This is a genomic window from Streptomyces sp. JH14, assembly GCF_029428675.1.
GTDB lineage: Bacteria > Actinomycetota > Actinomycetes > Streptomycetales > Streptomycetaceae > Streptomyces.
Window position 1 is genome coordinate 5,008,687 of the sequence record NZ_JAJNEL010000001.1, and the last position, 24,663, is coordinate 5,033,349.

A 24,663-nucleotide genomic window follows, 5' to 3' on the forward strand; every position below is an offset into this window, starting at 1 on the left:
GCACCCCGATGGTGCGTAGATACTGTGCGAAGGTTTAGGGTTCGGCCGTCCGCCGATTGACACAACCCAAGGGGCGGACACCGGACCAGAGGCGACAGCAGGGCGTGCGAGGCCGGAGGGGCAACCGTGCGCGACGCGTCTGGGGGGCTTTGGCGATGGACCCGACACACCGGGGGCCGGAGGTTTTCGGTCATGACATGGACGGCTACGGAGAGGACAGCGGCCGGCGGCGGCAGTCCCGCGAGCCGTTGATCGCCGACTTCGGCCAGCAGTCCCTGCAGCAGGCCCGCATCGTGCAGCTCTTCCCCGGAGACTTCCTCCTCACCGTCAATCCGGTCGACGGCAGCGAGGTCGAGCTGTGCCCGCCGGGGGAGCAGCCCGCCGATCCGGTCCGGCGCACCGCCGCCGAGCGCACCGACCGCGAGCGCGCCGCCGCACCGCCCGTACCGCCCGGTCCGCCCGTTCCCCAGGTGCCACTCCTGGAACGCTCCCAGGAGCGTGAGCGGCTGGTGCGTCTGCTGGCACGCGGCCGATCGGTGCGGGTCACCGGACCGGCCGGCTCCGGGCGTACCGCGCTGCTGAACGCCGTCGCCACCGACTGCGCGGACCTCGCACCGGACGGAGTCGTACGGCTCTCCGGCCACAAGCGCACCGCAACGGACCTGCTGTACGGGCTCTTCGAGGCGGTCTTCGACGCACCGCTGCTGCGCCCGGACCGCGCCGAACTCCTGGAAAAGGTCAAGGGCATCGGCGCCGTCGTGGTCCTCGACGACCTGGAGTTCGGCGGGGCACCGCTGGAGGAGCTGCTGGACGCGACCCCCGAGTGCGCGTTCCTCTTCGCCGCGACTCCCGACGTCGCCGCTCCCGGTGCCGACTCGCACCTCGAGGAGGTCTTCCTCGCCGGGCTGGACCGCAGTGCCTCGGTCGAACTCCTGGAACACGTCGTCGAGCGGCCGCTCACCGAGGAGGAGGCGAACTGGGCGGGCGACCTCTGGTTCGAGTCCGAGGGGCTGCCGCTGCGGTTCGTCCAGGCGGGCGCCCTGCTGCGCCAGCGCGACATGCTGCACACCGACCCCGCCGCGTACGACGAGTTCGGCTACTTCGACGGCCGGCCCGTCGACGACTCCTTCGGGCAGGACAGCGACGAAACACCCCACGACATACCCCTGCCCAGCCTCGGCGAGGGTGCGGCACCTGCCGCTCTGCTCGCCTCCCGGCTCAGCGGGCCCGCCCGCGACACCCTGCACTTCGCGGTGGCGCTCGGTGGCGAGGTGCCGCACCAGGCGCATCTGCCGGCGCTCGTGGGGGACACCCACGCCGATGCCGCGCTCGGCGAGCTGGCCGGCTGCGGACTGCTCTCCCCCGCCGGTTCCCGTTACCGGCTGGCTGCCGGTGTCGTCGCGCAGCTGGAGGCCGCCGGGTACGGGGAGGACGCCGCCGACCGTGCCCGTACGGCGGCCCAGCACTACGCGTGGTGGGCCGGGCATCCCTCGGTCGTCCCCGCCCGCGTCGTCGCCGAGGCCGACGCGATCGTCGCGGCCATGGCGCGGCTGGTCCCCGGCGATGCGGCCGGACAGGCCAGCGCCGCCGTTCTGCTGGCCCGCAGCGCCGCCCCCGCCTTCGCCGCGGGGTTGCACTGGAGCGGCTGGGAGAAGGCCCTGCGGCTCGGCCAGGAGGCCGCCAGGATCAGCGGCGAGGTCGCCGAAGAGGCGTACTTCCACCATGAGTTGGGTGTGCTCGCGCTCTGCACCGGCAATCTCGACCGGGCCAGGGCCGAGCTCGAGGCCTCGATCGGCATGCGCGGGGCGCTCGCCGACAAGTCCGGTGCGGTGGCCGGACGCCGGGCGCTGGCCCTGGTCGCGGACCGCTCCGGCGGACCGGTCTCCGGCGGGCTCATCGCGGCGGGCGAGGACATGCCGGCCTCGCGGTACGAGGAGCCGGCGTCGCCCGTCGGCCTGTCGGTGGCCGGGGCCACGGCCGCGCGGCGTACGTCCGAGGACGAGACCGCGCTGATATCCCGGATCGCCCCGGCGGCCGGCCCCGGTGCGTCCGGCGGCCGCAAGGCGGCGTTGCTCGGCGGTGCCCGGCGCAACCTCGTCGCGGCGGGGGCGGGCGTCCTGCTGGCCGGGGTGCTCGGCACGGTGGTCACGCTCGGTATGACGTCCAGCAGCGACGCCCGGGACGGCGGCTCCGTCACGACCGAGCAGCCGGCCGACGAGGACGACACCGAGAACGGGTTCCCGGCCGACGAGCCGACGGGCGCCACGGCGCCGGGCAAGGCCTCGCCGAGCGGGAAGTCGTCGGCGCCGGGCCCGTCCGGCAGCCCGACCGTCCCGAGCGCCGGTCAGACGCAGTCCACGGGAGAGGCCGGGCCGGGCGACAGCCCCTCGTCGACGGGCAGGCCGCCGACCGGCCGGCCCACCACGTCGAGCACGCCCACCGGGACGTCGCCCACGACCAGCAAGCCCCCGACCCTCTCGTCGCCGCCGCCCACGCCGGAGCCGGATCCGACCGACACCTCGGAACCCACGGGCCCGCCGACGACCTCGCCGGCCACGTCCGACTCGGCGAGCGGCCCGTCGACGACGGCGAGCGCGTCCGGTACGACGGTGGAGCCGACGGTGGCCTGAGCGGGAACGACCCATGGGGAGCCCGTCGCGGGGCCGCTCATGCGCGAGGCCCCGGACCGCACATCGGCGGTCCGGGGCCTCGCGCATGCGGGTGACTCGGGTCAGAACAGGCGCAGCTTGTCGTCCTCGATGCCACGCATGGCGTCGTAGTCGAGCACCACGCAGCCGATTCCGCGGTCCGTCGCCAGCACCCGGGCCTGGGGCTTGATCTCCTGCGCCGCGAAGATGCCCTTCACCGGGGCGAGATGGGGATCGCGGTTGAGCAGCTCCAGGTAGCGGGTCAGCTGCTCCACCCCGTCGATGTCGCCGCGGCGCTTGAGTTCGACGGCCACCGTCTTCCCGTCGGCGTCCCGGCAGAGGATGTCGACCGGGCCGATGGCGGTGGGATATTCGCGGCGGATCAGTGTGTAGCCCTCACCGAGGATCTCGATCCGGTCGGCGAGCAGTTCCTGCAGGTGCGCTTCCACGCCGTCCTTGATGAGGCCCGGATCGACGCCCAGCTCGTGCGACGAGTCGTGGAGGATCTCCTCCATCGTGATGATCAGCTTCTCGCCCGCCTTGTTCACCACGGTCCAGACGCCCTCGTTGTCGTCGGCGCCCTCCTTCAGCGTGCAGGGCGGTGACATCCAGTTGAGGGGTTTGTACGCCCTGTCGTCGGCATGGATCGAGACGCTCCCGTCCGCCTTGACCAGGATGAGACGGGGAGCGGAGGGCAGGTGGGCCGTGAGCCGGCCCGCGTAGTCCACGGAGCAGCGGGCGATGACGAGACGCATGGTCGGCAACGCTACTCGACGAGGGGCGCTCCACGCGATTCTCCCTCCGGCAACCCACCATCACCGCCCGCCCCACCCCTGTGCGCCCCGTGGGCTTGCCCCTCTTTGCGCACCTTCGTTATTGGCCGGTTGTGTTCCCAATCTCCTGGTGCGGCCCGGACTGCGCCCTTACCGTGGAAGCAGGAGGTCGCCGTGTGTGTACGCTGCGTCGCCGTCCTCCTTCCCTGCCCGTAAGGTCCCGGCCGTTCGCCGGGGTCGCGAGAGGAGTACCCATGTCGCTCGACGTCTCACCGGCGCTGTTGGAACAGGCCGAGCGAGGCGAGGTCGACGAAGCCGACTTCGTCGACTGCGTCCGGACCTCCCTGCCCTACGCATGGGAGATGATCAGCTCTCTGGTGGCCCAGCTGAAGGTCGACGGCGGAGAGTTCGCCGACAACCAGACGCCGCCGCCGGACGAGCAGGCACGTGGTCAGCTGCTGCGCGCGCTCGCGAGTGATGCGATACGCGGCGCTCTGCAGCGGCACTTCGGGGTGCGCCTGGCATTCCAGAACTGCCACCGCGTCGCGGTGTTCCCGCTGGACGCCTCGGTCGACGAGCGGTTGGCCCGATTCACCTCGGTGAGAGGCCAGTTGCTCAACCAGTCGCCCGAACTACGGGACTGCTGAACGCTTTTGCTGCCGCTCCGGGCCGCGGGAGGTGCAACTGGCCCGGGGCGGCAGCTCCCCCGTACTCCTACGGGTGGTCATGTCAGTAGTGGCAGTACGTCGGTGCCCAGCCGCGCTACGTTCTCCTCCGTGGCCGCGAGATCTCCCGAACCCTCCGCCAGGAGCGCGAACCTGGTGATGCCCGTCCGCTCGGCAGTGGCGGCGAGCCGGTCGGCCGCGAGCCGGGGCGGGCCCACCGGATGAAGACCGCACAGCAGCTCCGTGTACGCGACGGGATCGCGCATCACCCGGTGCCGGCCGTCGACCGTCACATGGGCGCCGAGCCCCTGCCGCAGCCAGCCCGGCATCGCCTTCACCAGTGTCTCCACGGCCTCCTCGCGGCGGTCCCCGATCTGGGCGACGCCCGCGGAGACATGGCCCGCGTCCCGGACGCTCTCCGGGGAACGGCCCGCGGCCAGCGCGGTGGAGCGCCACAGGGCGACCATCTCGGCCTTCTCCTCGTCCCCGCAGTGCATCCCGAGGAGCATCGGCAGGCCTTTCTCGGCGGCGAGCTTCACACTCTTCGGCGAGGTGCACGCGACGATCACCTCGGGGCCGCCCGATCCCCGCGGTACGTCCCCGCCGGGCTCGTCGAGCAGGTCGTCGGGCCGGGGGACCACCGCGACCTCGCGGAAGCCGAATCGCTCCCCACGGCCCGCCACACGCGGTTTGCGGAGCCAGTCGAGCAGCAGCTCCAGCGACTCGGGGAAGCCCTTCTCGTACGCCTCCAGGCCCCCTCCGAACACCTCCAGGTCCACCCAGGGGCCGCCCCGACCCACGCCGAGGGAGAACCTGCCCCCGCTGGTGAGGTGGAGCAGCGCGGCCTGCTCGCCGAGCGCGACCGGGTGCTGGCTCGGCAGCACGCTCACCGCTGTGCCGACCCGGATTCTGCGGGTGCGGCCGAGCAGCAGCGCGGCCAGGGTGACCGCGGACGGGCAGACCCCGTACGGCACGAAATGATGTTCTGCCAGCCAGACCGCATCGAGTCCGGACTCCTCCGCGACCTCGGCCGACCGGACGGCGCGATGCAGCGCTTCCCCCGGCCCCTGGCCCGGAAACTGGGCTGCCAGTACGAACGTTCCTACACGCATCGCCAATTACCTCCTTGTGGCCGACGCGGCTCTCCCCTACTGGCAACAACGTCTGACACGTGCCAAAGGCACGGTCCACGGCGAAGTTGTTGCGATTTTCCGGTAACCCGTCCTGTCCCGGGCTCCGTCCTGTCCCCCCACTGGACGCCTGCCCCCACCGAATGGCCCTACGCTGGACGGGAACTTCCGAGTCTGCCCAGTGAGGTGTCACGTGTCCCCGCGCCGCAACCGCCCCCGAGGCGGCGAGAGTCCCACCGACAGCGCAAGCGAGTCCTGGGACCGGTACGGCGGGGGAGGGCGCGCCGAGGAGTGGCAGGGCGAGCAGTGGTCGGTCCGCCCGGTGAGCGGGGCGAGTGCGGCGGGCAAGCGGTACCGCTGCCCCGGCTGCGACCAGGAGATCCCGTCCGGGGTCCCCCACCTCGTCGCCTGGTCCGAGTACGGCGGGATCGACGACCGCAGACACTGGCACAAGGCCTGCTGGAACGCGAAGGACCGCCGCACCACACGGGTGCAGCGGTCCAGGAACGCGCCGCGCTACTGAGCGGACCGGGCCGGCGGGCGACGGTCAGACGTCGCGCCTGTCCAGCGCCGCAAAGGCGCCGGCCATGGCCACGGCCGTGACGCCGAGCATGATCCACAGCGGCTCCCAGCCGGACGGCCCCGACGAGGCGACCGAGGCGTCGTAGAACGCGCCGAGCTGGTTGGGGATCGAGTACTCGAAGAGCGCCTGCTGCACGTCGGCGAGCGACTGCGAGAACATGAACATCGCCAGCACCAGAGGCAGCAGCACCACGGCGATCATGATGGTGATCGCACCGGCGGAGTGCCGGATGAGGGCGCCGACCGCGAGCGACAGAAGCCCCAGCGTCGCGATGTAGAGGCCGACACCGACCGTGGCGCGCAGCCACTCGCCGCCGCTGGGCTCGACACCGTCCAGGACGGCCGTCTGCAGCACGCCGACGAGGGCGGTCATCACCGTCGTGATCACAAAGGTGAGCAGGAAGAAGACGATCGCCTTCGCGGTCAGCACCCGGGCGCGGCTCGGGCAGGCCGTCAGCGTCGTACGGATCATGCCGGTGCCGTACTCGGAGGCGATGGTCATCACACCGAGCGTGATCACACAGATCGAACCGAGGAGCACCCCGAAGAAGCCGAAGCTGAGCACCGGGGTCTCGTTGAGCGCCATGCCGGACGCGTTGACGGCGATGGCCGACAGAAGCCCGATGGCGAACAGCAGCGCGCTCATGACGCCGAGCGTCCACATCGTGGAGCGCACGGAACGGATCTTGGTCCACTCGGAGGCGAGCGCGTCGCCGAGGGTGGCCCGGCGCTGCGGGATCGGCGAGGCGTAGTGGGCGGCAACCGCCCCCTGCCGGATCGGCTGCGCGGCCGGGGGCTGCTGCGGGTACGGCTGCGCCTGCTGCTGGTACGGCGCCTGCGGGGTCGGCGGCGTTGTCATCGGGCGTCCTCGCTGGTGTCGCGCTGGGTCGGGTCTGCGGGGCGGGCGGCTGCGGCCGGGGCCACGGGGGCTGTCGCGTACGGGTTCTCTCCGGGCGGCGGCGGGGCGTACCAGCCCTGCTGCGGCACCTCGTGGACGGGCGGCTGCACGTGACCCCCGACCGGCACGGGCTGCTGCAGCCCGGCCTTCTGGTCCACGGTCGAGCGGTAGTCCACGGCGCCCTGCGTCATCCGCATGTACGCCTCCTCCAGTGAGGCCTGGTGCGGCGAGAGCTCCCACAGCCGGACGTCAGACTCGTGCGCCAGGTCGCTGATCCGCGGCAGCGGCAGTCCGGTGACCCGCAGGGCCCCGTCCGGCTCGGGCATGACCCGGCCGCCCGCCTCGGTGAGCGAGGCGGTCAGCTTCTCCCGGTGCTCCGGCTGCGCGTCCGGGACCCGCACCCGGGCGAAATCGGCCGAGTTGGCGGAGATGAAGTCCGTGACGCTCATATCGGCGAGCAGCTGCCCGCGCCCGATCACGATCAGATGATCGGCGGTGAGCGCCATCTCGCTCATCAGGTGGCTGGAGACGAAGACCGTGCGCCCCTCGGCCGCCAGCATCTTCATCAGGTTGCGGACCCAGAGGATGCCCTCGGGGTCGAGGCCGTTGACCGGCTCGTCGAAGAGCAGCACCTGCGGGTCGCCGAGCAGCGCCGCCGCGATCCCGAGCCGCTGCCCCATGCCGAGCGAGAAGCCCTTGGACCGCTTCCTCGCGACATCCTGGAGGCCGACGACGCCGAGCACCTCGTCGACCCGGGCGGCCGGAATGCCGGCGAGCTGGGCCAGCGAGAGCAGGTGGTTGCGCGCGCTGCGGCCGCCGTGCACCGCCTTGGCGTCCAGCAGCGCGCCCACCTGGCGCGGGGCGTTCGGCAGGCTGCGGAAGGGGTGCCCGCCGATGGTGACATGACCCGACGTCGGCCGGTCCAGGCCGAGCATCATGCGCATGGTGGTGGACTTGCCCGACCCGTTCGGACCGAGGAATCCGGTGACGGCACCCGGCCGCACCTGGAAGGAAAGGTTGTACACGGCCGTCTTCGCGCCGTAGCGCTTGGTCAGGCCGACTGCCTCGATCATGCTCCAGCCCCATCGACTTATCTGTCGTCGGGGCACAGGCCGTCCGGCCGCACGCCCCCCGTAAGAGTTAGGAGGATATCCAGGCCTTGACGGTTCCGGCCAAGCCGTTGCGGGGGCGCGTCCTCCCCGCGACGGACCGGGCCGGGTCTCCTTCTCCTGCTTTCGTCCGCTTCCGGCGGGTCACGCGTCCCGCTTCTTCAGTACGAGATAGCCGCCGATCAGCGAGGCCACCACCCACGCCGCCATGATGCCCAGCCCGCCCCACGGGCCGTACGGGGCCGGATCGCTGTTCATGGCTTCCGGAACCACCTGCATGATCTTCGAGCCGGCCTGGTCGGGGAAGTAACGGGCCACGTCCTTGGCGCCCGGGACCGCCGAAAGAATCTGCGAGACCAGGAAGAAGAACGGCATCAGGATGCCGAGCGACAGCATCGAGCTGCGCAGCATCGTGGCCACACCCATGGAGAAGACGGCGATCAGGCCCATGTAGAGGCCGCCGCCGAAGACCGCGCGCAGCACGTGTTCCGCGCCGATGTCCGTACGGTGGTCGCCGAGCAGGGCCTGGCCGAGGAAGAACGTCACGAAGCTGGTGGCGAGGCCGACCGCCAGGGCGAGGACCCCGGCGACCAGGATCTTGCCGAAGAGGAACGAGCCGCGCTGCGGTACGGCGGCCAGCGAGGTGCGGATCATGCCGGAGCTGTACTCCGTACCGACCACCAGGACACCGAAGACGACCATCGCCAGCTGACCGAGGATCATGCCGGAGAAGCTCAGCAGGGTCGGGTCGAAGGTGGCCCTCTCCGGCGCGGGGAGATCGTCGAACTGGGAGTTCATCAGTGCGCACAGGGCCGCACTCATCGCCACGGTGACGGCGAACGCGGAGATCAGGGTCCAGGTGGTCGAGGAGACCGTGCGGATCTTGGTCCACTCGGAGTTCAGGACCGCGGGTACCGATGCCATCGTCGTCACGCACCCTTTCCGGGGCCGGGGGTGCCGGGCTGCTGGTTCCACTGGTCGCCCCACTGAGGGCCCCCGGGCGGCGGCCCCCCCGACGTGATCCGCATGGGCGTGGTACTCCACGGAGTCCGCCGTCATCTGCATGAATGCCTCCTCCAGCGAGGCCCGCTGGGAACTCAGCTCATGCAGCACGATCTGGTGCTGCGCGGCCAGTTCCCCGAGCCGCTCACTGGCGACGCCGTCGATCTCCAGCACACCGCTTCCCGACTCGACCGCGATGATGCCCTCCGCGTGCAGCACATCGCGCAGCCGCTCCTGCTGCGGTGAGCGCATCCGTACATAACTGCGCGAGTTCTGGTGAATGAAGTCGGCCATCGACGTGTCGGCGAGCAGCCGGCCCTGACCGATGACGATCAAGTGCTCCGCGGTGAGCGCCATTTCGCTCATCAGATGCGAGGAGACGAAGATCGTCCGGCCTTCCGCGGCGAGCGTCTTCATCAGATTGCGGATCCAGTGAATTCCCTCGGGGTCCAGACCATTGACGGGTTCGTCGAACATCAGAATCTCGGGATCACCGAGCAGCGCGGCCGCGATTCCGAGACGCTGGCCCATACCGAGGGAGAAGGACTTGGACTTCTTCTTCGCCACCGCGCTCAGCCCGACGGTGTCGAGGACTTCCGCGACGCGGCTCGCCGGGATGCGATTGCTCTGCGCGAGACACAGCAGATTGTTGTAGGCGCTGCGGCCGCCGTGCATCGACTTGGCTTCGAGCAGCGCACCGATGTGCTTCAGGGGTTCCGACAGTTCACGGTAGTGCTTGCCGTCGATCCGCACCGATCCGCTGGTCGGATTGTCGAGATCGAGCATCATCCGCATCGTGGTGGACTTGCCCGCCCCGTTCGGGCCCAGAAAGCCCGTCACCATTCCTGGTCTGATCCGGCACGAGAGCCGGTCGACCGCAACCTTGCTGCCGAAACGCTTGGTGAGGCCATCAAGCTCGATCATGCGGACACGCTAGAACGCCTGCGCGCCCGGCGCCACCACAAAGGCGGAACCGGGCGCGCAAGGGGTACGGCCGGGGTGCTGCGGGATCAACGGGTCTGCTGCGCCGGAACCCCACGGGTGACGGGCTCGTCGTCCACCGGCGCACCAGCGGCGGCCACCGCGGCACCGGTCAGCGTCGCCAGCATCTCGCGGACGTTGGTCAGCTGCGCGTTGATCGAGTCGCGGCGGTTGGTGAGCGCCGCCAGCTCGCGCTCCGATTCGCTGCGGATCCGGTCGGCCTTCGCGTTCGCGTCGGCGACGATGTCCTCGGCCTGACGCTGCGCGGTCTCCACCGTCTGACGCGCCCGGCGCTCGGCGTCCGTACGGAGCTTCTCGGCCTCCAGGCGGAGCTGCTCGGCGCGGTGCTCGATCTCGGCGAGGCGCTTCTCGGCCTTGGCCTGACGGGACGCGAGGTCGCGCTCCGACTGGTCGCGGCGCTTGGCCAGGTTGGTCTCGAAGTCCGCGGCGGCCTGGGCGGCCTTGGCGCGGGTCTCCTCGAAGAGGGCGTCCGCCTCCTCGCGCTTCTGCGCGGCGTCCTTCTGCGCCTCGGTACGCAGCCCGGTGGCCTCACCCTGGGCCTTCTCGACGATGCGTACGCCCTCGTCCTCGGCCTTCGACTTGCGCTCGGCGGCGAACGACTCGGCGTCGTTGCGCACCTGCTGGGCGGCCGACTCGGCGAGCTCGCGGTGCTGCTCGGCGGCGCGACGGGCCTCCTCGCGCAGGTCCTTCGCCTCTTCCTCGGCGAGGCGGAGAATCTTCTCGACGCGCGCGCCGAGACCCGCGTACGACGGCTCGGCGTCGTTCACCTGGGCCTGGGCGTTCTGCGTTTCGAGGTGGAGCTCCTCGATGCGCTTTTCCAAAGACGTGATGCGGGTCAGTGCACTATCACGGTCGGCGACGAGCTTGGTAATGCGGTCATCCACCTGACCGCGGTCGTAACCACGCCGCACGAGCTCGAAGCCGAAGGGGGAGGAAGGGTCACTCATGGGGTTCCTGTCGAAGTAAGACCGGTGAGGTGATAGAGGGAATCCTAGGGGCCTGAGCGGCGTGTCATCGAGTGGATGCCCGTTTGATCTGGAGAATGACACCCCTTTTGAGTGGCTAACCCCCGGAACCCTTGCCACCCGGAGGGTTGAACGTCCTTGTCGAAGGCATGGGACACGGGCGGCCGACTACCCCTCGGACGACTTGCCACTCGATCGAGTGCCGGCCGAGGCCCCGGCCTTGACGCCGCCGGCGCTACCGCCGCCCGCACCCTTGCCGCCGCCCGGCGCCTCGAAGGACTCCAACGCCTCCAGCACGTCCTGGACACGGGAGATCTCCGTGTTGATGTCCTCACGCCGGCGCACCAGCACGTCGAGCTCGCGACGGCCCTCGTCCACCGTCCGCTGCGCCTCCTCTGCGGCGTCGGCCCGCAGCTTCTCGGCCTCGCGGACCATGCTGGCCTTCTTCTGCTCGGCCTCCTTCAGCAGCGACTCGGCCCGCTTCACCGCGGCGATCCGGACCTTGCTCGCCTCGGAATTGGCCTCCGACAGCAGCTCCTTGGCCTTCGCCGCAGCCTCCTCGCGCTGCTCCGTCGCTGCCTTCATCAGCTTGTCGACCCGCTCGCCCGCCGTCTTCATCTGCTCGGCGGTCTCGCGGCGTGCCCGGTCGTGCAGCTCCTCGATCTCGCTCTCCAGGCGGGCACGGAGCTCCTCGGCCCGCTCCCGGATGGCCGTCGCGTCCCGGCGCGCGCCCACCAGCAGCTCGTCCGCATCGGCGCGGGACCGCTCCACCAGGGAGTTGCCCTCGACGGTCGCCTCCGAGGTGATCCGCACGGCCTCCTGGCGGGCCGCGCCCACCATCGTGTCGGCCTGCTTCTCGGCCTCGGTGGCGGCGCGCAACGCCTCCTCCTGGGCCTTGTTGACCAGTTGATCGGCCTGCTCGGCCGCGTCGGCGCGGCGCTTCGACGCCGCCTCGCGCGCCTCGTCGAGCAGCCGGTCCGCCTCCTCGCGGGCCTCGGCACGCATCTGCTCGGCCGCCGCCTCCGCGTCGGCGCGCACCCGCTCCGACTCCTCGCGGGTACGGGCCGCGTGCTCCTGCGCCGAGCCGACGGTCGCCGCCGCCTCCGCGCGCAGCCGCTCCGCCTCGTCGGTCGCGTCGCCGACGAGCCGGTCGGCCCGCGCCGTGGCGTCCGCGGTGACCTCGGCCGCCTGCTGCGCCGCCTCGGTACGGATCCGCTCGTCCTCGGCCGTCGCCTCGCCCACCAGCCGGTCGGCCTGGGCCGCGGCTTCCGAACGCATCCGGTTGGCGTCCTCGCGGGCCTCCGCCCGGCTGCGCGCGGCGTCCTGCTCGGCCGAGGCCAGCGCGTCCGACGCCTCGGTGCGCATCCGCTGGCTGTACTCCGCGGTGTCCGCGCGCAGCCGCTCCGACTCCGTGATCGCGTCGCTGACGGTCCGCTCGGCCATCGCCTTCGCGGCCTCGGACTCCTCGTGCGCCTCGCGGCGCATCCGGCCCGCGTCCTCGCCCGCTCGCTCCCGCTCCGCATACGCGTCGGCGCGGACCCGGTCCGCCTCCTCCTGCGCCTCGGCCTTCGTCCGCTCCGCGACATGCTCGGCGGTGGAGCGCAGCCCGGCGATCTCCGCCTCGGCCTGCTCCTGGAGCCCGGAGACCGAATCCCGCACCTGCTGGGCGGTCTGCTCGGCCGCGGAAACCATCTCGGTCGCCCGGGCATCCGCCTCGGAGACCAGGCGCTGGGCCTCGGCCTGCGCCTCCTCGACCCGCTTGCGGGCGGAGGCGAGAAGCTCCTCGCTCTGCTCGCGGGCCCGCTCACGCTCCTGAGTCGCCTCCGTGCGTGCCGCGTCGAGGGTCTCCTCGGCCTCGCGGCGACGCCGGTTCGCCTCCTCCTGGGCGGCGGCCAGCGCCTCGGCGGCCTCCGTGCCGATCCGCTCGGCGGCGGCCGAGGCCTCCGACCTCACCCGGTCGGCACTCTCCTGCGCCTCGGTCCTGAGCCGTTCCGCCTCGGTGGCCGCCTCGGTGCGCAGCCGTACGGCGACGGCCTCGCCCTCCGCACGCGACCGCGACGCGTCCGCCGCGGCCTCGTCGCGCAGCCGCTCGGCCTCGGTCTCCGCCTGCTCCTGCAGGGCGCGCAGCCGTTCGGCGGCCTCCGCGCGCAGCCGCTCGGACTCGTCGTTCGTCTCCCGCCGGATCCGCTCCGCCTCGGCGCGCGCATCCGTGAGCGCCTGCTCGGCGGTGGTGACGCGGGTCTCGGCCTCGGTGTGCAGCCGGGTCAGATCGTCGGCCGCCTCGGCATGGCGGGCCTCGACCGCACGCTCGGTCTCGGCATGGAGATCCGCCGCCGCCTGCTCGGCCGCGGCCGTGGTGGACGCCGCCTGCTCCTCGGACTCCGTGCGCAGCTGCTCGGCCTCGGCCCGGGCACGCTCCAGGGCCTCCTCGGCCTGCTTGCGCAGGCCCGCAGCACGCTCGATCGCCTCGGCACGGACGCGTTCGCTCTCGGTGCCCGCGGCGGTCCGCAGCTCCTCCGCGTCCGCCTTCGCCTTGGCCAGCAGCCCCTCGGCGGTCTTCGCGCCCTCCTCGATCTGCTGGACGGCCTCGCGGCGGGCCTCGCCCCGGATCCGCTCGCCCTCGGCGACCGCCTCGGAGCGCAGCTGCTCGGCCTCGCCGCGCAGCCTGCGCGCCTCCTCCTGCAGCTCGACCGTCTTGGCCCGGTACTCCTTGGTGTCGTCCTTGGCCGCGCCCTTGAGCTGGTCGGCCTGCTCGGCCGCCTCGCCGCGCAGCCGGTCCGCCTCGGTCTCCGCCTCACGGCGGATCCGGTCGGCCTCCTCGCTCGCCGCCCGGGTGGTGGACCTCGCGTCCTCGGACGCCTTGGTCAGCACCTCCTCGGCCGACCTGGCGGCCTTGGCGAGCTGGGCCGCGGTGTCCTCGGCGGCCGCCGTACGGGCGTTCTCCGTCGCCTCGGACGTGATCCGGTCCACCTCGGCGCGGGCGTCGGCGAGCGCCTGCTCGGCCTCCGCCTTCAGTGCCTCGGCGTCCTTCGTGGCCTCGCCGACCAGCCGGGCGATCTCCGACTTGGCCGTACGGGTGCGCTGCTCGTTCTGCGACTCGGCGCCGGCCAGCCGCTTGACCGCGGCCTCCTTCGCCTCGGCGAGGACCTTCTCGGCCTCCAGGCGGGCCTCGCGCAGCTGCGTCTCGGCCTCCTGCATGCGCTGCTCGGCGGCCCGGTTCAGTTCGGTGGTCCGCTGCCGGGTCTGCTCGGTCTCCGCGCTCGTCGACGAGCGCAGCTGCTCGGCGTGGCTGGTGGCCTCCTGGGCCTGGCTGGATGCGGCGTTGAGCAGCCGCTCGGCGTCCTTGCGGGCGCGCAGCAGAAGCGCTTCGGCCTCGGTGCGGGCGGACTCCGCCTCGGAGCCGAGCCGCTGCCGGGTCTCGTCCGCGAGCCTGACGGTCTCGGCGCGGGCGGCCGCCAGGGACTGCTCGGCCTCGGCCCGCGACTCGTCGAGCAGGCGGCGGGCCTGGGACTCGGTCCGGGCGCGCAGCTGCTCGGCCCAGGCGACGTTCTCGTTGACGTGCGACTCGACGGTCTGGCGGCGCTCCGCCAGCTCCTGGTCGAGCTGCTGGCGCCGCTGCACGGCCTCGTTGTGCAGCTCGGCCTGCAGCCGGGCCTGGTGCTCGGCGTGCTCCTGCAGGATCCGCTGCGTCTGCGCCCGGGCGTCGCGGAGCTCGCGCTCGGCGTCGGTGCGCAGCTGGTCGGCCTGGATCTGGGCATTACGGAGCAGCTGCTCGGCCTGATAGCCGATGTCCGCGCTGTCGTACGCGGGACGGGTCGCGAGATTGCGCCGAGCCTCGTGCAGCTTGGCGCGCAAGACCTCGACCTGGTAACCGAGGTCTTCGGCGTGCTGGACGGCCTTCTCCCGGTCGGTCTTCAGCCGATCCATCTCGGCTTCGAACCGCGAGAGGTGGTCGTCGTCAGCTCGGTGGCTCTCCTGGCGTTCGTAGCCCCGCACTGCGCGGTCCCATCCGTCCCCTGGTCGCAACTCTCCAAACGAGTACCGTTCGCCGGCGAACGGTCCCCCGGGGAATGGTGACAGATCAACGGCTGGGGACGCGGTGCGGCCCCGACCCGGCCCCGGCCCGGAACCGCCCACTCTACCGGCCCAGGTATCCGGAGGTCAGTGCTCCGCCCGGGACGTGACCAGTTCGGTCAGCACGCCGTGGCAGTCCTTGGGGTGCAGGAAGGTGATCCTGGACCCCATCGATCCGGTCCTGGGCTCGTCGTACAGCACCCTGACGCCCTTCGACCGGATGTCCGCGGCGTCCGCGTCGACGTCCGCGGTGCCGAACGCGATGTGGTGCACCCCTTCGCCGTTCTTGGCCAGCCATTTACCGACGGCCGAATCCTCACGGGTGGGCTCGAGCAGCTGGAGGTACGAGGCACCGCCGTCCGAGGTCTCGTTGATCTTGAGCATGGCCTCCCGGACGCCCTGCTCCTCGTTCACCTCGGAGTGGAACACTTCGAAGCCATAGGTCGAGCGGTAGAACTCGACCGTGCGGTCGAGGTCGAAACAGGCAATCCCGATGTGGTCGATTCGCGTCAGCATGGACACCAGTGGAGCGCTACGCCGATGGTTACGCAACGTGCGCGCGATCACACTGGCTGCCGGATGACGGGCGGGGTACCGCTCAGTACATTCGAGTAAACCCTCGTTCACATCTAATCCAAGGGGCCGTGCCTCATGTCTGGAACGACCGGTACCACCTCAGTGATCGTCGCGGGCGCCCGTACGCCCATGGGGCGTCTTCTCGGCTCCCTGAAGAGCTTCTCCGCAGCCGAGCTGGGCGGCTTCGCCATCAAGGCCGCGCTGGACCGGGCCGGCATCGGCGGCGACCAGGTCGAGTACGTGATCATGGGGCAGGTGCTCCAGGCCGGGGCAGGGCAGATCCCGGCACGCCAGGCCGCCGTCAAGGCCGGCATCCCGCTGAACGTTCCCGCGCTCACCGTCAACAAGGTGTGCCTGTCCGGGCTCGACGCGATCGCGCTGGCCGACCAGCTGATCCGCGCCGGCGAGTTCGACGTCGTCGTCGCCGGCGGCCAGGAGTCCATGACCAACGCCCCGCACCTGCTCCCGAAGTCCCGCGAGGGCTACAAGTACGGTGCGATCGAGATGCTCGACTCGATGGCGTACGACGGTCTCACCGACGCCTACGAGAACATCCCGATGGGCGAGTCCACTGAGAAGCACAACACCCGCCTCGGCCTGAGCCGCGCGGACCAGGACGAGATCGGCGCCCTGTCCCACCAGCGCGCCGCCGCCGCCCAGAAGAACGGTCTCTTCGACGCCGAGATCACCCCGGTGGAGATCCCGCAGCGCAAGGGCGAGCCGGTCCTCTTCGCCAAGGACGAGGGCATCCGCCCCGAGACGACCGCGGAGTCCCTCGGCAAGCTGCGCCCGGCCTTCACCAGGGACGGCACGATCACCGCGGGCACCTCCTCGCAGATCTCCGACGGCGCCGCGGCGGTCGTCGTGATGAGCAAGGCCAAGGCCGAGGAGCTGGGCCTGGAGTGGCTCGCCGAGATCGGCGCGCACGGCAATGTCGCGGGCCCGGACAACTCGCTGCAGTCGCAGCCGTCCAACGCGATCAAGCACGCGCTGAAGAAGGGCGGCTTGGCCGTCGAGGACCTCGACCTCATCGAGATCAACGAGGCGTTCGCGGCCGTCGCGGTCCAGTCGATGAAGGACCTCGGCGTCTCCCCGGAAAAGGTGAACGTCAACGGCGGCGCGATCGCGCTCGGCCACCCGATCGGGATGTCCGGCGCCCGCGTGGTGCTGCACCTGGCGCTGGAGCTGAAGCGGCGCGGCGGCGGCACGGGTGCGGCGGCACTCTGCGGTGGCGGCGGCCAGGGCGACGCGCTGATCATCCGGGTTCCGGGCAAGAAGTAGTCGTACGTACGCAGCTGCAGAGCGAAACCGAACGGAGCGGTAATGGTGGACGTCCCCACCCTGGTCGAGCAGGCCCGCGAGGGCCGGCCGCGGGCCGTGGCCCGGCTCATCTCGCTGGTGGAGGGGGCGTCGCCGCAGCTGCGCGAGGTGATGGCGGCCCTCGCGCCGCTGGCGGGGAACGCGTACGTCGTCGGCCTGACCGGCTCGCCCGGTGTCGGCAAGTCGACCTCGACGTCGGCGCTCGTCTCGGCGTACCGGCGGGCCGGCAAGCGTGTCGGCGTGCTGGCCGTCGACCCGTCGTCGCCGTTCTCCGGGGGCGCGCTCCTCGGAGACCGGGTCCGGATGTCGGAGCACGCCTCCGACCCGGGGGTCTACATCCGGTCCATGGCCACCCGCGGGCATCTGGGCGGCCTCGCCTGGTCGGCTCCGCAGGCCATCCGGGTGCTCGACGCGGCGGGCTGCGACGTGATCCTGGTGGAGACCGTCGGCGTCGGCCAGTCGGAGGTGGAGATCGCCTCCCAGGCCGACACCTCCGTCGTCCTGCTCGCCCCGGGCATGGGCGACGGCATCCAGGCGGCCAAGGCCGGAATCCTGGAGATCGGCGATGTGTACGTCGTCAACAAGGCCGACCGGGACGGTGCGGACGCCACTGCGCGTGAGCTCAACCACATGCTGGGCCTGGGGGAGTCCCGAGGGCCCGGCGACTGGCGGCCGCCGATCGTGAAGACGGTCGCCGCCCGGGGCGAGGGCATCGACGAGGTCGTCGAGGCTCTGGAGAAGCACCGGGCGTGGATGGAGGAGCACGGCGTCCTGACCGATCGCCGCACGGCGCGTGCGGCGGGCGAGGTCGAGACGATCGCCGTCACGAGACTCCGCGAACGCATCGGCGACCTCCACGGCGACCGCCGCCTGGACGCCCTCGCCGAACGCATCGTGGCGGGCCGTCTGGATCCGTACGCGGCGGCGGACGAACTCGTGGCGGGCATCACCGGCGGAGCGTGATCCCGGGGGCGGGGCGGGAGCGGCGTGCGGGCCGCTTCCCGCACGCCCCGGGCGCTGCTCCCGGCCGGCCACCCGTGAGGACCGGGCCCGGGCCGGTCGCGAACGGTGACTCGGTGTCCGTGACCGTCGCCGGCGGCCGGTGCTGTCGGCGCACGCGCTGATCAGTCGTCGTCGTGGGAGTCGTGGTGCCGGTCGTCCCCGGGCCGGTCGTCCCCGTGCGAGCTGTTGTTCCGGTCGTCCGCCTGGGAGTCGTCGGCGTGCGGGCTGTTGGTGCCCCGGTCGTCCGCCTGGGAGTCGTCGGCGTGGGAGCCGTGGCGCCGGTCGTCCCCGGGCCGGTCGTCCCCCTGTGGAGCGGTCCTGTTGCGGCTGTCGTCCCCGTTCCGGCCGTCGCCCGGGTCGTCCGCGGTGACCCGGGCGGTCCTTGCGTCCACGTTCAGCTCGTGGTGCATGCCGTTCGCGTCCCTGACGTCGACCTCCCAGTGCAGCGCACGACCGTTGCGGTCGGCGTCGTCGAGCTCGATCGAGGTGACGGTGCCCGCCTCCGTGCGCAGTGCGGCGTCCACGGCCGCGGAGAGCGTGACGGGGGCCGACGGGGGCGTACGCCGTCCGCGGTCGTCGGAGGTGTGCCTGCCGAGCACCTTCGCGGTGTCCGCGTCGACCGTCACGTCGTACCGGACGCGGTCGGAGCCGTACGCATCGAGTTGCCAGACGTTCCTGCCGTTCCTGTCGTCCAGACGGGCCTCGGTGACGGTGCCGGGTACGGCCTTCACCGCCGCGGCAACGGCGTCCTTGACGCCGACCCGCGACACGTTGCTGCCGCGGACCTCGCCGTGGCTGCTCCCACGGCTGTTCCCGTGGCTGATCTCGTGGCTGCTCCGGCCGCTGCCGTCCGCGAAGGCGACGGCCGTGACGGTCCCGCCGCCGACGAGTACGGCCGCGGTGACGGCGGCGATGGCGATGCTGCGCTTCATGAGGGTTTCCTCCCCGATGAGTTGGCCTGTCGTGCGATGTCATCCACTCTGCCGCGGTGATGCTGAACGCAGCCTGAAGCGACCTGAAGACGTCTTCAGGTTCCTTTTGCCACTCTGTGCGTATGCGCCTGTTGATCGTGGAGGACGAGAAGCGGCTGGCGATGTCCCTGGCCGGGGGACTCACCGCCGAGGGCTTCGCCGTGGACGTCGTGCACGACGGCCTCGAAGGGCTGCACCGGGCCGGTGAGGGCGTGTACGACCTCGTCGTCCTCGACATCATGCTGCCGGGGATGAACGGCTACCGGGTCTGCGCCGCACTGCGCGCCGCCGGCCACGAGGTGCCGATCCTGATGCTGACGGCGAAGGACGGGGAGTACGACGAGGCGGAGGGACTCGACACCGGCGCCGACGACTATCTGACCAAGCCGTTCTCGTACGTGGTGCTGGTCGCCCGGATCCGGGCACTGCTGCGGCGCCGGGGCGGCTCCGCCTCGCCGGTGCTCACCGCCGGCGCACTGCGGATGGACACCGCCGCCCGCCGTGTCCACGTCGGCGAGGACGAAGTCGCCCTCACGGTCAAGGAGTTCGCTGTGCTGGAGCAGCTGGCCCTGCGGGCGGGACAGGTGGTCAGCAAGGCGGACATCCTGGAGCACGTCTGGGACTTCGCGTACGACGGGGACCCGAACATCGTCGAGGTGTACGTGAGTGCGCTGCGGCGCAAGCTCTCCCCGGCGGCCATCCACACGGTGCGCGGCGCGGGCTACCGGCTGGAGGCGCTGTGAGATCGGTACGGGCCAGGGCCGCGTTCGGTGCAACGGTGGTCGTCGCGGTCGCACTGATCGGCGCCGGGCTCGCCGTACTCCTCGTCCTGCGTGCCAACCTCACCGACCAGGCGGGCCTCCAGGCGGAGGTGGCGGCCCGCGAGGTCGCCGGCCGGCTGGCCCTCGACGTGCCGTACGACCAGCTGGACCTGCCCGACGTGGCGGAGCATCCGGTCCAGGTGACCGACGAGGACGGGCAGCTGGTGGCCGTGTCCAAGGACCTGAAGGCGATCACCGGTACGGATACCGGCCGGGTCACCCCCCAGGCGTCCGCCGCGCCGACGAGCACGGCTGCCGGCGACGGCGGCGGTGACGGCAGCGGCGACGACGACGGCAGCGGCGACCGCCACGGCGGCGAGAACCGCGGCGACGACGACCACGCGAACGGGAGCACCCCCGCCCGCGGCGAAGTCTCCACCGATGACCCGGACTTCACCAACGGCACCGCCACCGTCGGTGGACACACGGCCGACTACCGCTTCGCCGCCGTGTCCGCGACCACCGGCGCCGGTGTGACGCTGACCGTCCATGCGGGGGCCCCGCTGGCCACCGAGCAGAAAGCGGTGGGCAGTGTGCGCGGCGCGATGCTGATCGGGCTGCCCGTCATGCTGCTGATCGTCGCCGCTGTGACCTTGCTGGTGACGAGGCGCGCGCTGCGTCCGGTGGAGGGCCTCCGGGCGGAGCTGGCCGCGATCACGGCATCCCAGGACCTCTCCCGGCGGGTGCCGGAGCCCGGTTCGCGTGACGAGATCGCCCGGCTGGCCCGTACCACCAACGAGACCCTGACCGCGCTGGAAGCCTCGGTCGGGCGTCAGCGGCGTTTCGTCGCGGACGCCTCGCACGAGCTGCGCAGCCCGATCGCCTCGCTGCGCACCCAGTTGGAGGTGGGCGCGGCCCATCCCGACCTGCTGGACGTGCCGGGCGCGGTCACGGACACCGTCCGGCTCCAGGCGCTGGCCGCGGACCTGCTGCTGCTGGCCCGGCTGGACGCGGGGGAGCAGCCCGGGAGCAGTCGGCTCGACGTGGGCGCGCTGGTCCACGAGGAGGTCTCGCAGCGCACCGGCGACCGGATACCGGTGGCAGTGCATGTGACGACTGAGGCACTTCTCGAAGTCACGGGTTCACGTGGGCAGTTGGCGCGAGTCGTCGGCAATCTGCTGGACAACGCGGAGCGTCACGCGGAGAGTTCCGTCACCGTCTCCGTGCGTACGGAACCCGACTGGGTGGTGGTCGCGGTCAGCGACGACGGGCCGGGGGTCCCGGAGCCCGAACGCGAGCGGATCTTCGAGCGGTTCGTGCGCCTGGACGACGCCCGCAGCCGCGACGAGGGCGGCGCGGGCCTGGGGCTGGCCATCGCCAGAGACGTGGCCCACAGGCATCGAGGCACCCTGACCGTGACCCGGGCACGCGAAGGCGGTGCCCGCTTCGAGCTGCGCCTGCCGATGAGCCTCGCGGCACATGCGTGAGCCCGCAGTCACGCCGGGCGGGATCGAGCCGCCCGGCGATCGAGGACGGAGCGGGGTCGGCCCTGCGCAACCCCGCAGACCGGAACCGCGCCGGCGCTACCCCTTGCCCCGCCGCCCCCGCAGATGATCCGCGACCGGCGCCAGTGCCGCGTACAGATCCTCCAGCGTCTCCGGCGTCAGCAGGTCCATGAAGTGCTTGCGCACGGAAGCGACGTGGTGCGGCGCCACCTTCTGCATCATCTCCGCGCCGGCCTCCGTGAGCACCGCGAACAGCCCGCGCCTGTCGGACTCGCAGTTCTCGCGGCGGACCAGCCCCGCCGACTCCATCCGCGTGATCTGGTGCGAGAGCCTGCTCTTGGACTGCAGTGTCGCCGCGGCCAGGTCGCTCATCCGCATGCGGTGGTCGTCCGACTCCGAGAGGTTCACCAGAATCTCGTAGTCGTTGTTGGTCAGCCCGAACGGCTGGAGATCCTTTTCCAGCTGGTGCATCAGCAGCCTGCTGACGTCCAGGTGGGTGCGCCAGGCGCGCTGCTCCGCGTCGCTCAGCCAACGGGTGGCGGTCTCGGTCTCCATGTATGGATTCTACCTAAGAAGTTGAAATCTGGACGAAGTGCGAGAGGCGTGACGTCCGGCACCGGCCCCGCAGCCGGGTCGGGAATCCGCTCCAGGGCTGGGCGCAGACGTTCGACGTCACACTCCGCAGACTACCGTTCACAAACCGAAGCGGCGCTGGAGGTCCCCCAGCTGCCCCGGAAGACGGGGCGTGGAGCCGGGTTGACCTGCGCCGGGTGCATGCGGACCGCCGCCCGGCACACCCGCCTGGTGCGGAGTCGTCCCCGTCGCCTGTTCGGGCATCAGGACCTCCGTCGACTGGAGCAGGACCGTACCGGCGCCGACGAACTCGAACTGGTGCTCCTCGCCCGAGGTCCCTCCTATCCCGGTCAGCGACCTGAGGCCGCCCATCACCCCGGTCATGTAGCCGTGGTCGTAGTGGTGGCACGGCGAGGGGCAGTCCGCCCAGCCCACCAGCGCCTGCGGGTCGACCCTCAGCGGCGGCTCCATGAAGACCACCGGACCGTTGGAGGCGGCCACGAACTTCCCCGTACCGATCAGCGTCAGAAATCCCGGCACGATCGACTGCTTGAGTGCCAGCGTCGGCTGGTACGCCAGGAGGTTGCCGGACCGGATCGTCAGGTTCCCGTCCTCCAGGTCGTACGAGTTGACGTCGAAGGCGCGGTCGGCGAGCAGCATCTTTCCGCTGCCCTCGGCCACCACCCAGTCGCTCGCGTGCAGCGGCGAGTGGAAACTCGTACGGATCAGCCGCTCGAAGCGGCCGTGGCCGATGCCGTTGAAGTCGATCCGCCCGTAATAGGCGATCATCTTGCCCTTCTGCAGGAACCACTGGCTCCCCTTGAGCTCCACGCAGAAGGTGTACGCATTGACGTTGTCGTCCGACGGCAGCGTCATCGGGTCGAAAATCACGGGCGTGCTCACAGCTTCTCCTCCGACGCCTGGACGTACACCGCGCCACTGCCGCTGAGCTCCAGCTGGAACGCCTCACCGGAGCCGCGCCCCACCATGTCGCGCCAGCCGAGCGCGGTGGAGAGCTTGTTGCGTACGTCGCCGTGGTGCGCGACATACGCCTGCGGGTCCACATGTACCTCGCGGCCGGGAGTGATCGGCAGCTCGATGACCCCGCCGTGCGCCATCACCGCGACCGCGCCATGGCCCTTCAGCGTCGTGGTGAACAGGCCCTGACCGGTCACCTGGCCGCGCACCATGCCCATGACCCCGCCCTGCGCACCCATGAACATCGTGCCCTGCTGCAGCGTTCCGTCGAAGGCCAGCAGCCGGTCCGCCTCCACATAGAGGGTGTCGCCGGCCAGGTTGATGACCTGGATGTGGTGGCCGCCGTGGCCGAACATCACCGTGCCGTTGCCCTCGACCGTCATCAGCGGGGTCGCCTCGTTGGCGACCCGCCGGCCGATCATCGACATCAGGCCGCCCTGGCCGCCCTGGATGTTCGGGGTGAACGACACCTCGCCGCGGTACGCGAGCATCGCGCCGCGCTGGCTGTACATCTTCTGGCCGGGGACGACCGTCGCCTCGACCATCTTCGAGTTGATCTCGCGGAACGGCATCAGACATCGCCCCCGATGGTGTTCCGCTCGCTCGGCTGGACGTAGACGAGCCCCTCGCCCTCGAACCGGATCTGGAACGACTCGCCCGAGCCCTCCCCGATCAGGGTCCGGAAGTTCACCCCCGACTGGAAGTGCTGCTGGAGGTTGCCCTGGTGGGCTATGTACGCGCCGGGGTCGACGCACAGCGGGTACTGGGGCGTCACCCGCAGCACCACGGCCGAGCCGTCCGACATGATCGCCGCCTGGCCGGTGCCCTCGACGGTGGTGGTGAACAGGCCGTTGCCGGTCGCTCCGCCGCGCAGCCCGGTGAAGGCGGTGCCGGTCCGCAGCCCGGCGTCGGTGCAGAGCAGATTGCTCGCCTCCACGTAGAGCTTCTCGCCGCGCAGCGAGACGAGGTTGATCTCACTCGCGCGGTCGGCGAAGTAGCAGGTGCCCTGACCTGTCACTTCCATCACGGTCATCTGTTCGCCGGTCAGCCGGCGGGTCACCATGCCGCGGATGCCCTCACCGCCGCCGGACATCTTCTTGAACGCCATCCGGCCGTCGTACGCGACCATCGAGCCGTTCTTCGCCTTGACGGCATCGCCGGTGAGGTCGACGGCGAGCGTCTTGCTGCCTTGGAGTCGGAACATTGCCACGCAGAGACGGTAGCGGCCCGGGCCGGGCTCCGGACAGGGTCTGTAGTCCTGTCCGGCCCCTGAGCCGACCCTGATATGCGCCGATACGTGCCCCGGGGTGGGTACCGGCCCCCGCCCCCGGGGCCGGTGGGGCGCGATGCCACAATGGGGGACGCTTGTGCCTGTATTCACAAGCTGTCACGACCCTCCCACCGAAGGTGCCCTCGTGGACATCAAGACCGCCACCGCCCTGCACCGGCTGCGCCTCATCTCGGTTCCCGAGGCGCTCTCCTTCCCGGCGCTGATCATCTTTGGCTCGATCCTCAGCCGTGTCTCGGACATCGACTTCCTGATGATGCCGCTCGGCATGCTGCACGGCGTCTTCTTCGTGATCTACGTCCTTCTGCTGCTGGACGTCTGGTCCAAGACCAAGTGGCCGCTGAAGCGGATCGCGTTCTTCTTCCTGCTGGCGGTGCTCCCGTTCGGCGGGCTGTACGGCGACAAGGTGCTGAAGCGCTACGAGGCCGACGGCGTCATCGCCGCCCGGGCCCGCCGGGAAGGCGTGGTCGGCGCATGATCGTCGCCTTCTCCGTCAGTCCGCTGGGTGTCGGCGAGGACGTCGGTGAGTATGTCGCCGACGCCGTCCGGGTCGTCCGCGAGTCCGGACTGCCCAACCGCACGGACGCCATGTTCACCTCCGTCGAGGGTGAGTGGGACGAGGTCATGGACGTCGTCAAGCGGGCCGTCGCTGCCGTCGAGGCCCGCGCGGGGCGCGTCTCCCTCGTTCTGAAGGCCGACATCCGGCCCGGTGTCACCGACGGACTGACCTCCAAGGTCGAGACGATCGAGCGCCACCTCGCCGGCTGACACTCCTCGTACCGCAGCACCGTCCGCGAACCCCCGCGCCGCCAGGCCGGGGGTTCGCGGCGTTCGGGCGGCA

At 71.3% G+C, this 24,663-nt stretch carries 22 protein-coding genes and 1 pseudogene; 9 read left to right on the top strand and 14 right to left on the bottom strand.

Annotated elements, in window-relative coordinates; all coding sequences use genetic code 11:
* The first annotated feature begins 155 nt into the window (after positions 1-155).
* The gene (locus LRD69_RS22795; RefSeq protein ID WP_277328396.1) at positions 156-2,630 is read left to right on the top strand and encodes an ATP-binding protein; all 2,475 of its coding nucleotides are present in this window, start codon (positions 156-158) and stop codon (positions 2,628-2,630) included.
* 101 nt (positions 2,631-2,731) lie between these two features.
* Here the strand turns inward: LRD69_RS22795 and nucS are convergent, their stop codons facing one another.
* The gene (nucS, locus tag LRD69_RS22800) at positions 2,732-3,403 is read right to left on the bottom strand and encodes an endonuclease NucS (RefSeq protein WP_277328397.1); all 672 of its coding nucleotides are present in this window, start codon (positions 3,401-3,403) and stop codon (positions 2,732-2,734) included.
* Positions 3,404-3,675: 272 nt separating this feature from the next.
* Between nucS and LRD69_RS22805 the strand changes: the two genes are divergently transcribed.
* Positions 3,676-4,068, top strand: a complete 393-nt coding sequence (locus LRD69_RS22805) for an SCO5389 family protein (protein WP_030971516.1) — start codon at positions 3,676-3,678, stop codon at positions 4,066-4,068.
* 77 nt (positions 4,069-4,145) lie between these two features.
* Here LRD69_RS22805 and LRD69_RS22810 read toward each other — a convergent pair whose 3' ends face one another.
* Positions 4,146-5,198: an LLM class flavin-dependent oxidoreductase gene (locus LRD69_RS22810; protein WP_277328398.1), complete on the bottom strand. Its 1,053-nt coding sequence runs from the start codon at positions 5,196-5,198 to the stop codon at positions 4,146-4,148.
* Between the two features lie 211 nt (positions 5,199-5,409).
* On the opposite strand from LRD69_RS22810, the gene LRD69_RS22815 reads away from it, so the two are divergent.
* Positions 5,410-5,739 carry an ATP/GTP-binding protein gene (locus LRD69_RS22815; protein WP_277328399.1) on the top strand — a complete coding sequence of 110 codons (330 nt, stop codon included), beginning with the start codon at positions 5,410-5,412 and terminating at the stop codon, positions 5,737-5,739.
* A 24-nt stretch (positions 5,740-5,763) separates the two neighbouring features.
* Here the strand turns inward: LRD69_RS22815 and LRD69_RS22820 are convergent, their stop codons facing one another.
* The 7 genes and pseudogenes from LRD69_RS22820 to mce form a co-directional block, all read right to left on the bottom strand.
* On the bottom strand, positions 5,764-6,657 hold the full coding sequence (locus LRD69_RS22820; RefSeq protein WP_277328400.1) for an ABC transporter permease subunit: 894 nt from the start codon (positions 6,655-6,657) through the stop codon (positions 5,764-5,766).
* Positions 6,654-7,769, bottom strand: a complete 1,116-nt coding sequence (locus LRD69_RS22825) for an ABC transporter ATP-binding protein (protein ID WP_277328401.1) — start codon at positions 7,767-7,769, stop codon at positions 6,654-6,656. Before LRD69_RS22825 ends, LRD69_RS22820 begins: the two co-directional genes overlap by 4 nt.
* A 180-nt stretch (positions 7,770-7,949) precedes the next feature.
* Positions 7,950-8,729, bottom strand: coding sequence for an ABC transporter permease subunit (locus LRD69_RS22830; RefSeq protein ID WP_346771920.1), 780 nt, complete (start codon positions 8,727-8,729; stop codon positions 7,950-7,952).
* 5 nt (positions 8,730-8,734) lie between these two features.
* Positions 8,735-9,731: pseudogene (locus tag LRD69_RS22835) on the bottom strand (ATP-binding cassette domain-containing protein).
* A gap of 86 nt (positions 9,732-9,817) precedes the next feature.
* Positions 9,818-10,756 (bottom strand): cellulose-binding protein, encoded by a 939-nt coding sequence (locus LRD69_RS22840; protein WP_277328403.1) that lies wholly within the window; start codon positions 10,754-10,756, stop codon positions 9,818-9,820.
* Between the two features lie 186 nt (positions 10,757-10,942).
* On the bottom strand, positions 10,943-14,770 hold the full coding sequence (gene scy / locus LRD69_RS22845; RefSeq protein ID WP_277328404.1) for a polarized growth protein Scy: 3,828 nt from the start codon (positions 14,768-14,770) through the stop codon (positions 10,943-10,945).
* Positions 14,771-14,935: 165 nt separating this feature from the next.
* Complete coding sequence (gene mce / locus LRD69_RS22850) at positions 14,936-15,364, bottom strand: methylmalonyl-CoA epimerase (RefSeq protein ID WP_277328405.1); 429 nt, start codon at positions 15,362-15,364, stop codon at positions 14,936-14,938.
* 135 nt (positions 15,365-15,499) lie between these two features.
* Between mce and LRD69_RS22855 the strand changes: the two genes are divergently transcribed.
* Both LRD69_RS22855 and meaB read left to right on the top strand, forming a co-directional pair.
* A complete protein-coding gene (locus LRD69_RS22855) occupies positions 15,500-16,705 on the top strand; it encodes an acetyl-CoA C-acetyltransferase (protein WP_277328406.1) in 1,206 nt (401 codons plus the stop codon).
* 42 nt (positions 16,706-16,747) lie between these two features.
* Positions 16,748-17,707 (top strand): methylmalonyl Co-A mutase-associated GTPase MeaB, encoded by a 960-nt coding sequence (gene meaB / locus LRD69_RS22860; protein ID WP_277328408.1) that lies wholly within the window; start codon positions 16,748-16,750, stop codon positions 17,705-17,707.
* Between the two features lie 161 nt (positions 17,708-17,868).
* On the opposite strand, the gene LRD69_RS22865 is transcribed toward meaB, so the two are convergent.
* Positions 17,869-18,678 carry a PepSY domain-containing protein gene (locus tag LRD69_RS22865; protein WP_277328409.1) on the bottom strand — a complete coding sequence of 270 codons (810 nt, stop codon included), beginning with the start codon at positions 18,676-18,678 and terminating at the stop codon, positions 17,869-17,871.
* A gap of 122 nt (positions 18,679-18,800) precedes the next feature.
* Here LRD69_RS22865 and LRD69_RS22870 point away from each other — a divergent pair, with 122 nt between their 5' ends.
* The gene (locus LRD69_RS22870; RefSeq protein ID WP_277328410.1) at positions 18,801-19,460 is read left to right on the top strand and encodes a response regulator transcription factor; all 660 of its coding nucleotides are present in this window, start codon (positions 18,801-18,803) and stop codon (positions 19,458-19,460) included.
* The gene (locus LRD69_RS22875) at positions 19,457-20,965 is read left to right on the top strand and encodes a HAMP domain-containing sensor histidine kinase (RefSeq protein WP_277328411.1); all 1,509 of its coding nucleotides are present in this window, start codon (positions 19,457-19,459) and stop codon (positions 20,963-20,965) included. Before LRD69_RS22870 ends, LRD69_RS22875 begins: the two co-directional genes overlap by 4 nt.
* A 96-nt stretch (positions 20,966-21,061) precedes the next feature.
* Here LRD69_RS22875 and LRD69_RS22880 read toward each other — a convergent pair whose 3' ends face one another.
* The 4 genes from LRD69_RS22880 to LRD69_RS22895 all read right to left on the bottom strand — a co-directional run bounded on the left by LRD69_RS22880 (position 21,062) and on the right by LRD69_RS22895 (position 23,738).
* Positions 21,062-21,538 carry a MarR family transcriptional regulator gene (locus LRD69_RS22880; protein WP_277328412.1) on the bottom strand — a complete coding sequence of 159 codons (477 nt, stop codon included), beginning with the start codon at positions 21,536-21,538 and terminating at the stop codon, positions 21,062-21,064.
* A 138-nt stretch (positions 21,539-21,676) separates the two neighbouring features.
* On the bottom strand, positions 21,677-22,459 hold the full coding sequence (locus tag LRD69_RS22885) for an AIM24 family protein (RefSeq protein ID WP_277328413.1): 783 nt from the start codon (positions 22,457-22,459) through the stop codon (positions 21,677-21,679).
* Complete coding sequence (locus LRD69_RS22890) at positions 22,456-23,106, bottom strand: AIM24 family protein (RefSeq protein ID WP_277328414.1); 651 nt, start codon at positions 23,104-23,106, stop codon at positions 22,456-22,458. The genes LRD69_RS22885 and LRD69_RS22890 overlap by 4 nt, the downstream gene beginning before the upstream one ends.
* The gene (locus tag LRD69_RS22895; RefSeq protein WP_346771938.1) at positions 23,106-23,738 is read right to left on the bottom strand and encodes an AIM24 family protein; all 633 of its coding nucleotides are present in this window, start codon (positions 23,736-23,738) and stop codon (positions 23,106-23,108) included. Before LRD69_RS22895 ends, LRD69_RS22890 begins: the two co-directional genes overlap by 1 nt.
* A 211-nt stretch (positions 23,739-23,949) precedes the next feature.
* On the opposite strand from LRD69_RS22895, the gene LRD69_RS22900 reads away from it, so the two are divergent.
* Together LRD69_RS22900 and LRD69_RS22905 are read left to right on the top strand one after the other, a co-directional pair.
* Complete coding sequence (locus tag LRD69_RS22900; RefSeq protein ID WP_277328416.1) at positions 23,950-24,300, top strand: DUF3817 domain-containing protein; 351 nt, start codon at positions 23,950-23,952, stop codon at positions 24,298-24,300.
* Positions 24,297-24,590 carry an MTH1187 family thiamine-binding protein gene (locus LRD69_RS22905; protein WP_277328417.1) on the top strand — a complete coding sequence of 98 codons (294 nt, stop codon included), beginning with the start codon at positions 24,297-24,299 and terminating at the stop codon, positions 24,588-24,590. Before LRD69_RS22900 ends, LRD69_RS22905 begins: the two co-directional genes overlap by 4 nt.
* The last annotated feature ends 73 nt before the right edge of the window (positions 24,591-24,663 follow it).

What these genes read in the sequence shown, in the direction of transcription:
- LRD69_RS22795 (WP_277328396.1), top strand. Translation starts at nt 156, where the DNA reads ATGGACCCGACACACCGGGGGCCGGAGGTTTTCGGTCATGACATGGAC.
- nucS (WP_277328397.1), bottom strand. Translation starts at nt 3,403, where the DNA reads ATGCGTCTCGTCATCGCCCGCTGCTCCGTGGACTACGCGGGCCGGCTC.
- LRD69_RS22805 (WP_030971516.1), top strand. Translation starts at nt 3,676, where the DNA reads ATGTCGCTCGACGTCTCACCGGCGCTGTTGGAACAGGCCGAGCGAGGC.
- LRD69_RS22810 (WP_277328398.1), bottom strand. Translation starts at nt 5,198, where the DNA reads ATGCGTGTAGGAACGTTCGTACTGGCAGCCCAGTTTCCGGGCCAGGGG.
- LRD69_RS22820 (WP_277328400.1), bottom strand. Translation starts at nt 6,657, where the DNA reads ATGACAACGCCGCCGACCCCGCAGGCGCCGTACCAGCAGCAGGCGCAG.
- LRD69_RS22825 (WP_277328401.1), bottom strand. Translation starts at nt 7,769, where the DNA reads ATGATCGAGGCAGTCGGCCTGACCAAGCGCTACGGCGCGAAGACGGCC.
- LRD69_RS22830 (WP_346771920.1), bottom strand. Translation starts at nt 8,729, where the DNA reads ATGGCATCGGTACCCGCGGTCCTGAACTCCGAGTGGACCAAGATCCGC.
- LRD69_RS22840 (WP_277328403.1), bottom strand. Translation starts at nt 10,756, where the DNA reads ATGAGTGACCCTTCCTCCCCCTTCGGCTTCGAGCTCGTGCGGCGTGGT.
- mce (WP_277328405.1), bottom strand. Translation starts at nt 15,364, where the DNA reads ATGCTGACGCGAATCGACCACATCGGGATTGCCTGTTTCGACCTCGAC.
- LRD69_RS22855 (WP_277328406.1), top strand. Translation starts at nt 15,500, where the DNA reads ATGTCTGGAACGACCGGTACCACCTCAGTGATCGTCGCGGGCGCCCGT.
- meaB (WP_277328408.1), top strand. Translation starts at nt 16,748, where the DNA reads ATGGTGGACGTCCCCACCCTGGTCGAGCAGGCCCGCGAGGGCCGGCCG.
- LRD69_RS22865 (WP_277328409.1), bottom strand. Translation starts at nt 18,678, where the DNA reads ATGAAGCGCAGCATCGCCATCGCCGCCGTCACCGCGGCCGTACTCGTC.
- LRD69_RS22870 (WP_277328410.1), top strand. Translation starts at nt 18,801, where the DNA reads ATGCGCCTGTTGATCGTGGAGGACGAGAAGCGGCTGGCGATGTCCCTG.
- LRD69_RS22880 (WP_277328412.1), bottom strand. Translation starts at nt 21,538, where the DNA reads ATGGAGACCGAGACCGCCACCCGTTGGCTGAGCGACGCGGAGCAGCGC.
- LRD69_RS22890 (WP_277328414.1), bottom strand. Translation starts at nt 23,106, where the DNA reads ATGCCGTTCCGCGAGATCAACTCGAAGATGGTCGAGGCGACGGTCGTC.
- LRD69_RS22895 (WP_346771938.1), bottom strand. Translation starts at nt 23,738, where the DNA reads ATGTTCCGACTCCAAGGCAGCAAGACGCTCGCCGTCGACCTCACCGGC.
- LRD69_RS22905 (WP_277328417.1), top strand. Translation starts at nt 24,297, where the DNA reads ATGATCGTCGCCTTCTCCGTCAGTCCGCTGGGTGTCGGCGAGGACGTC.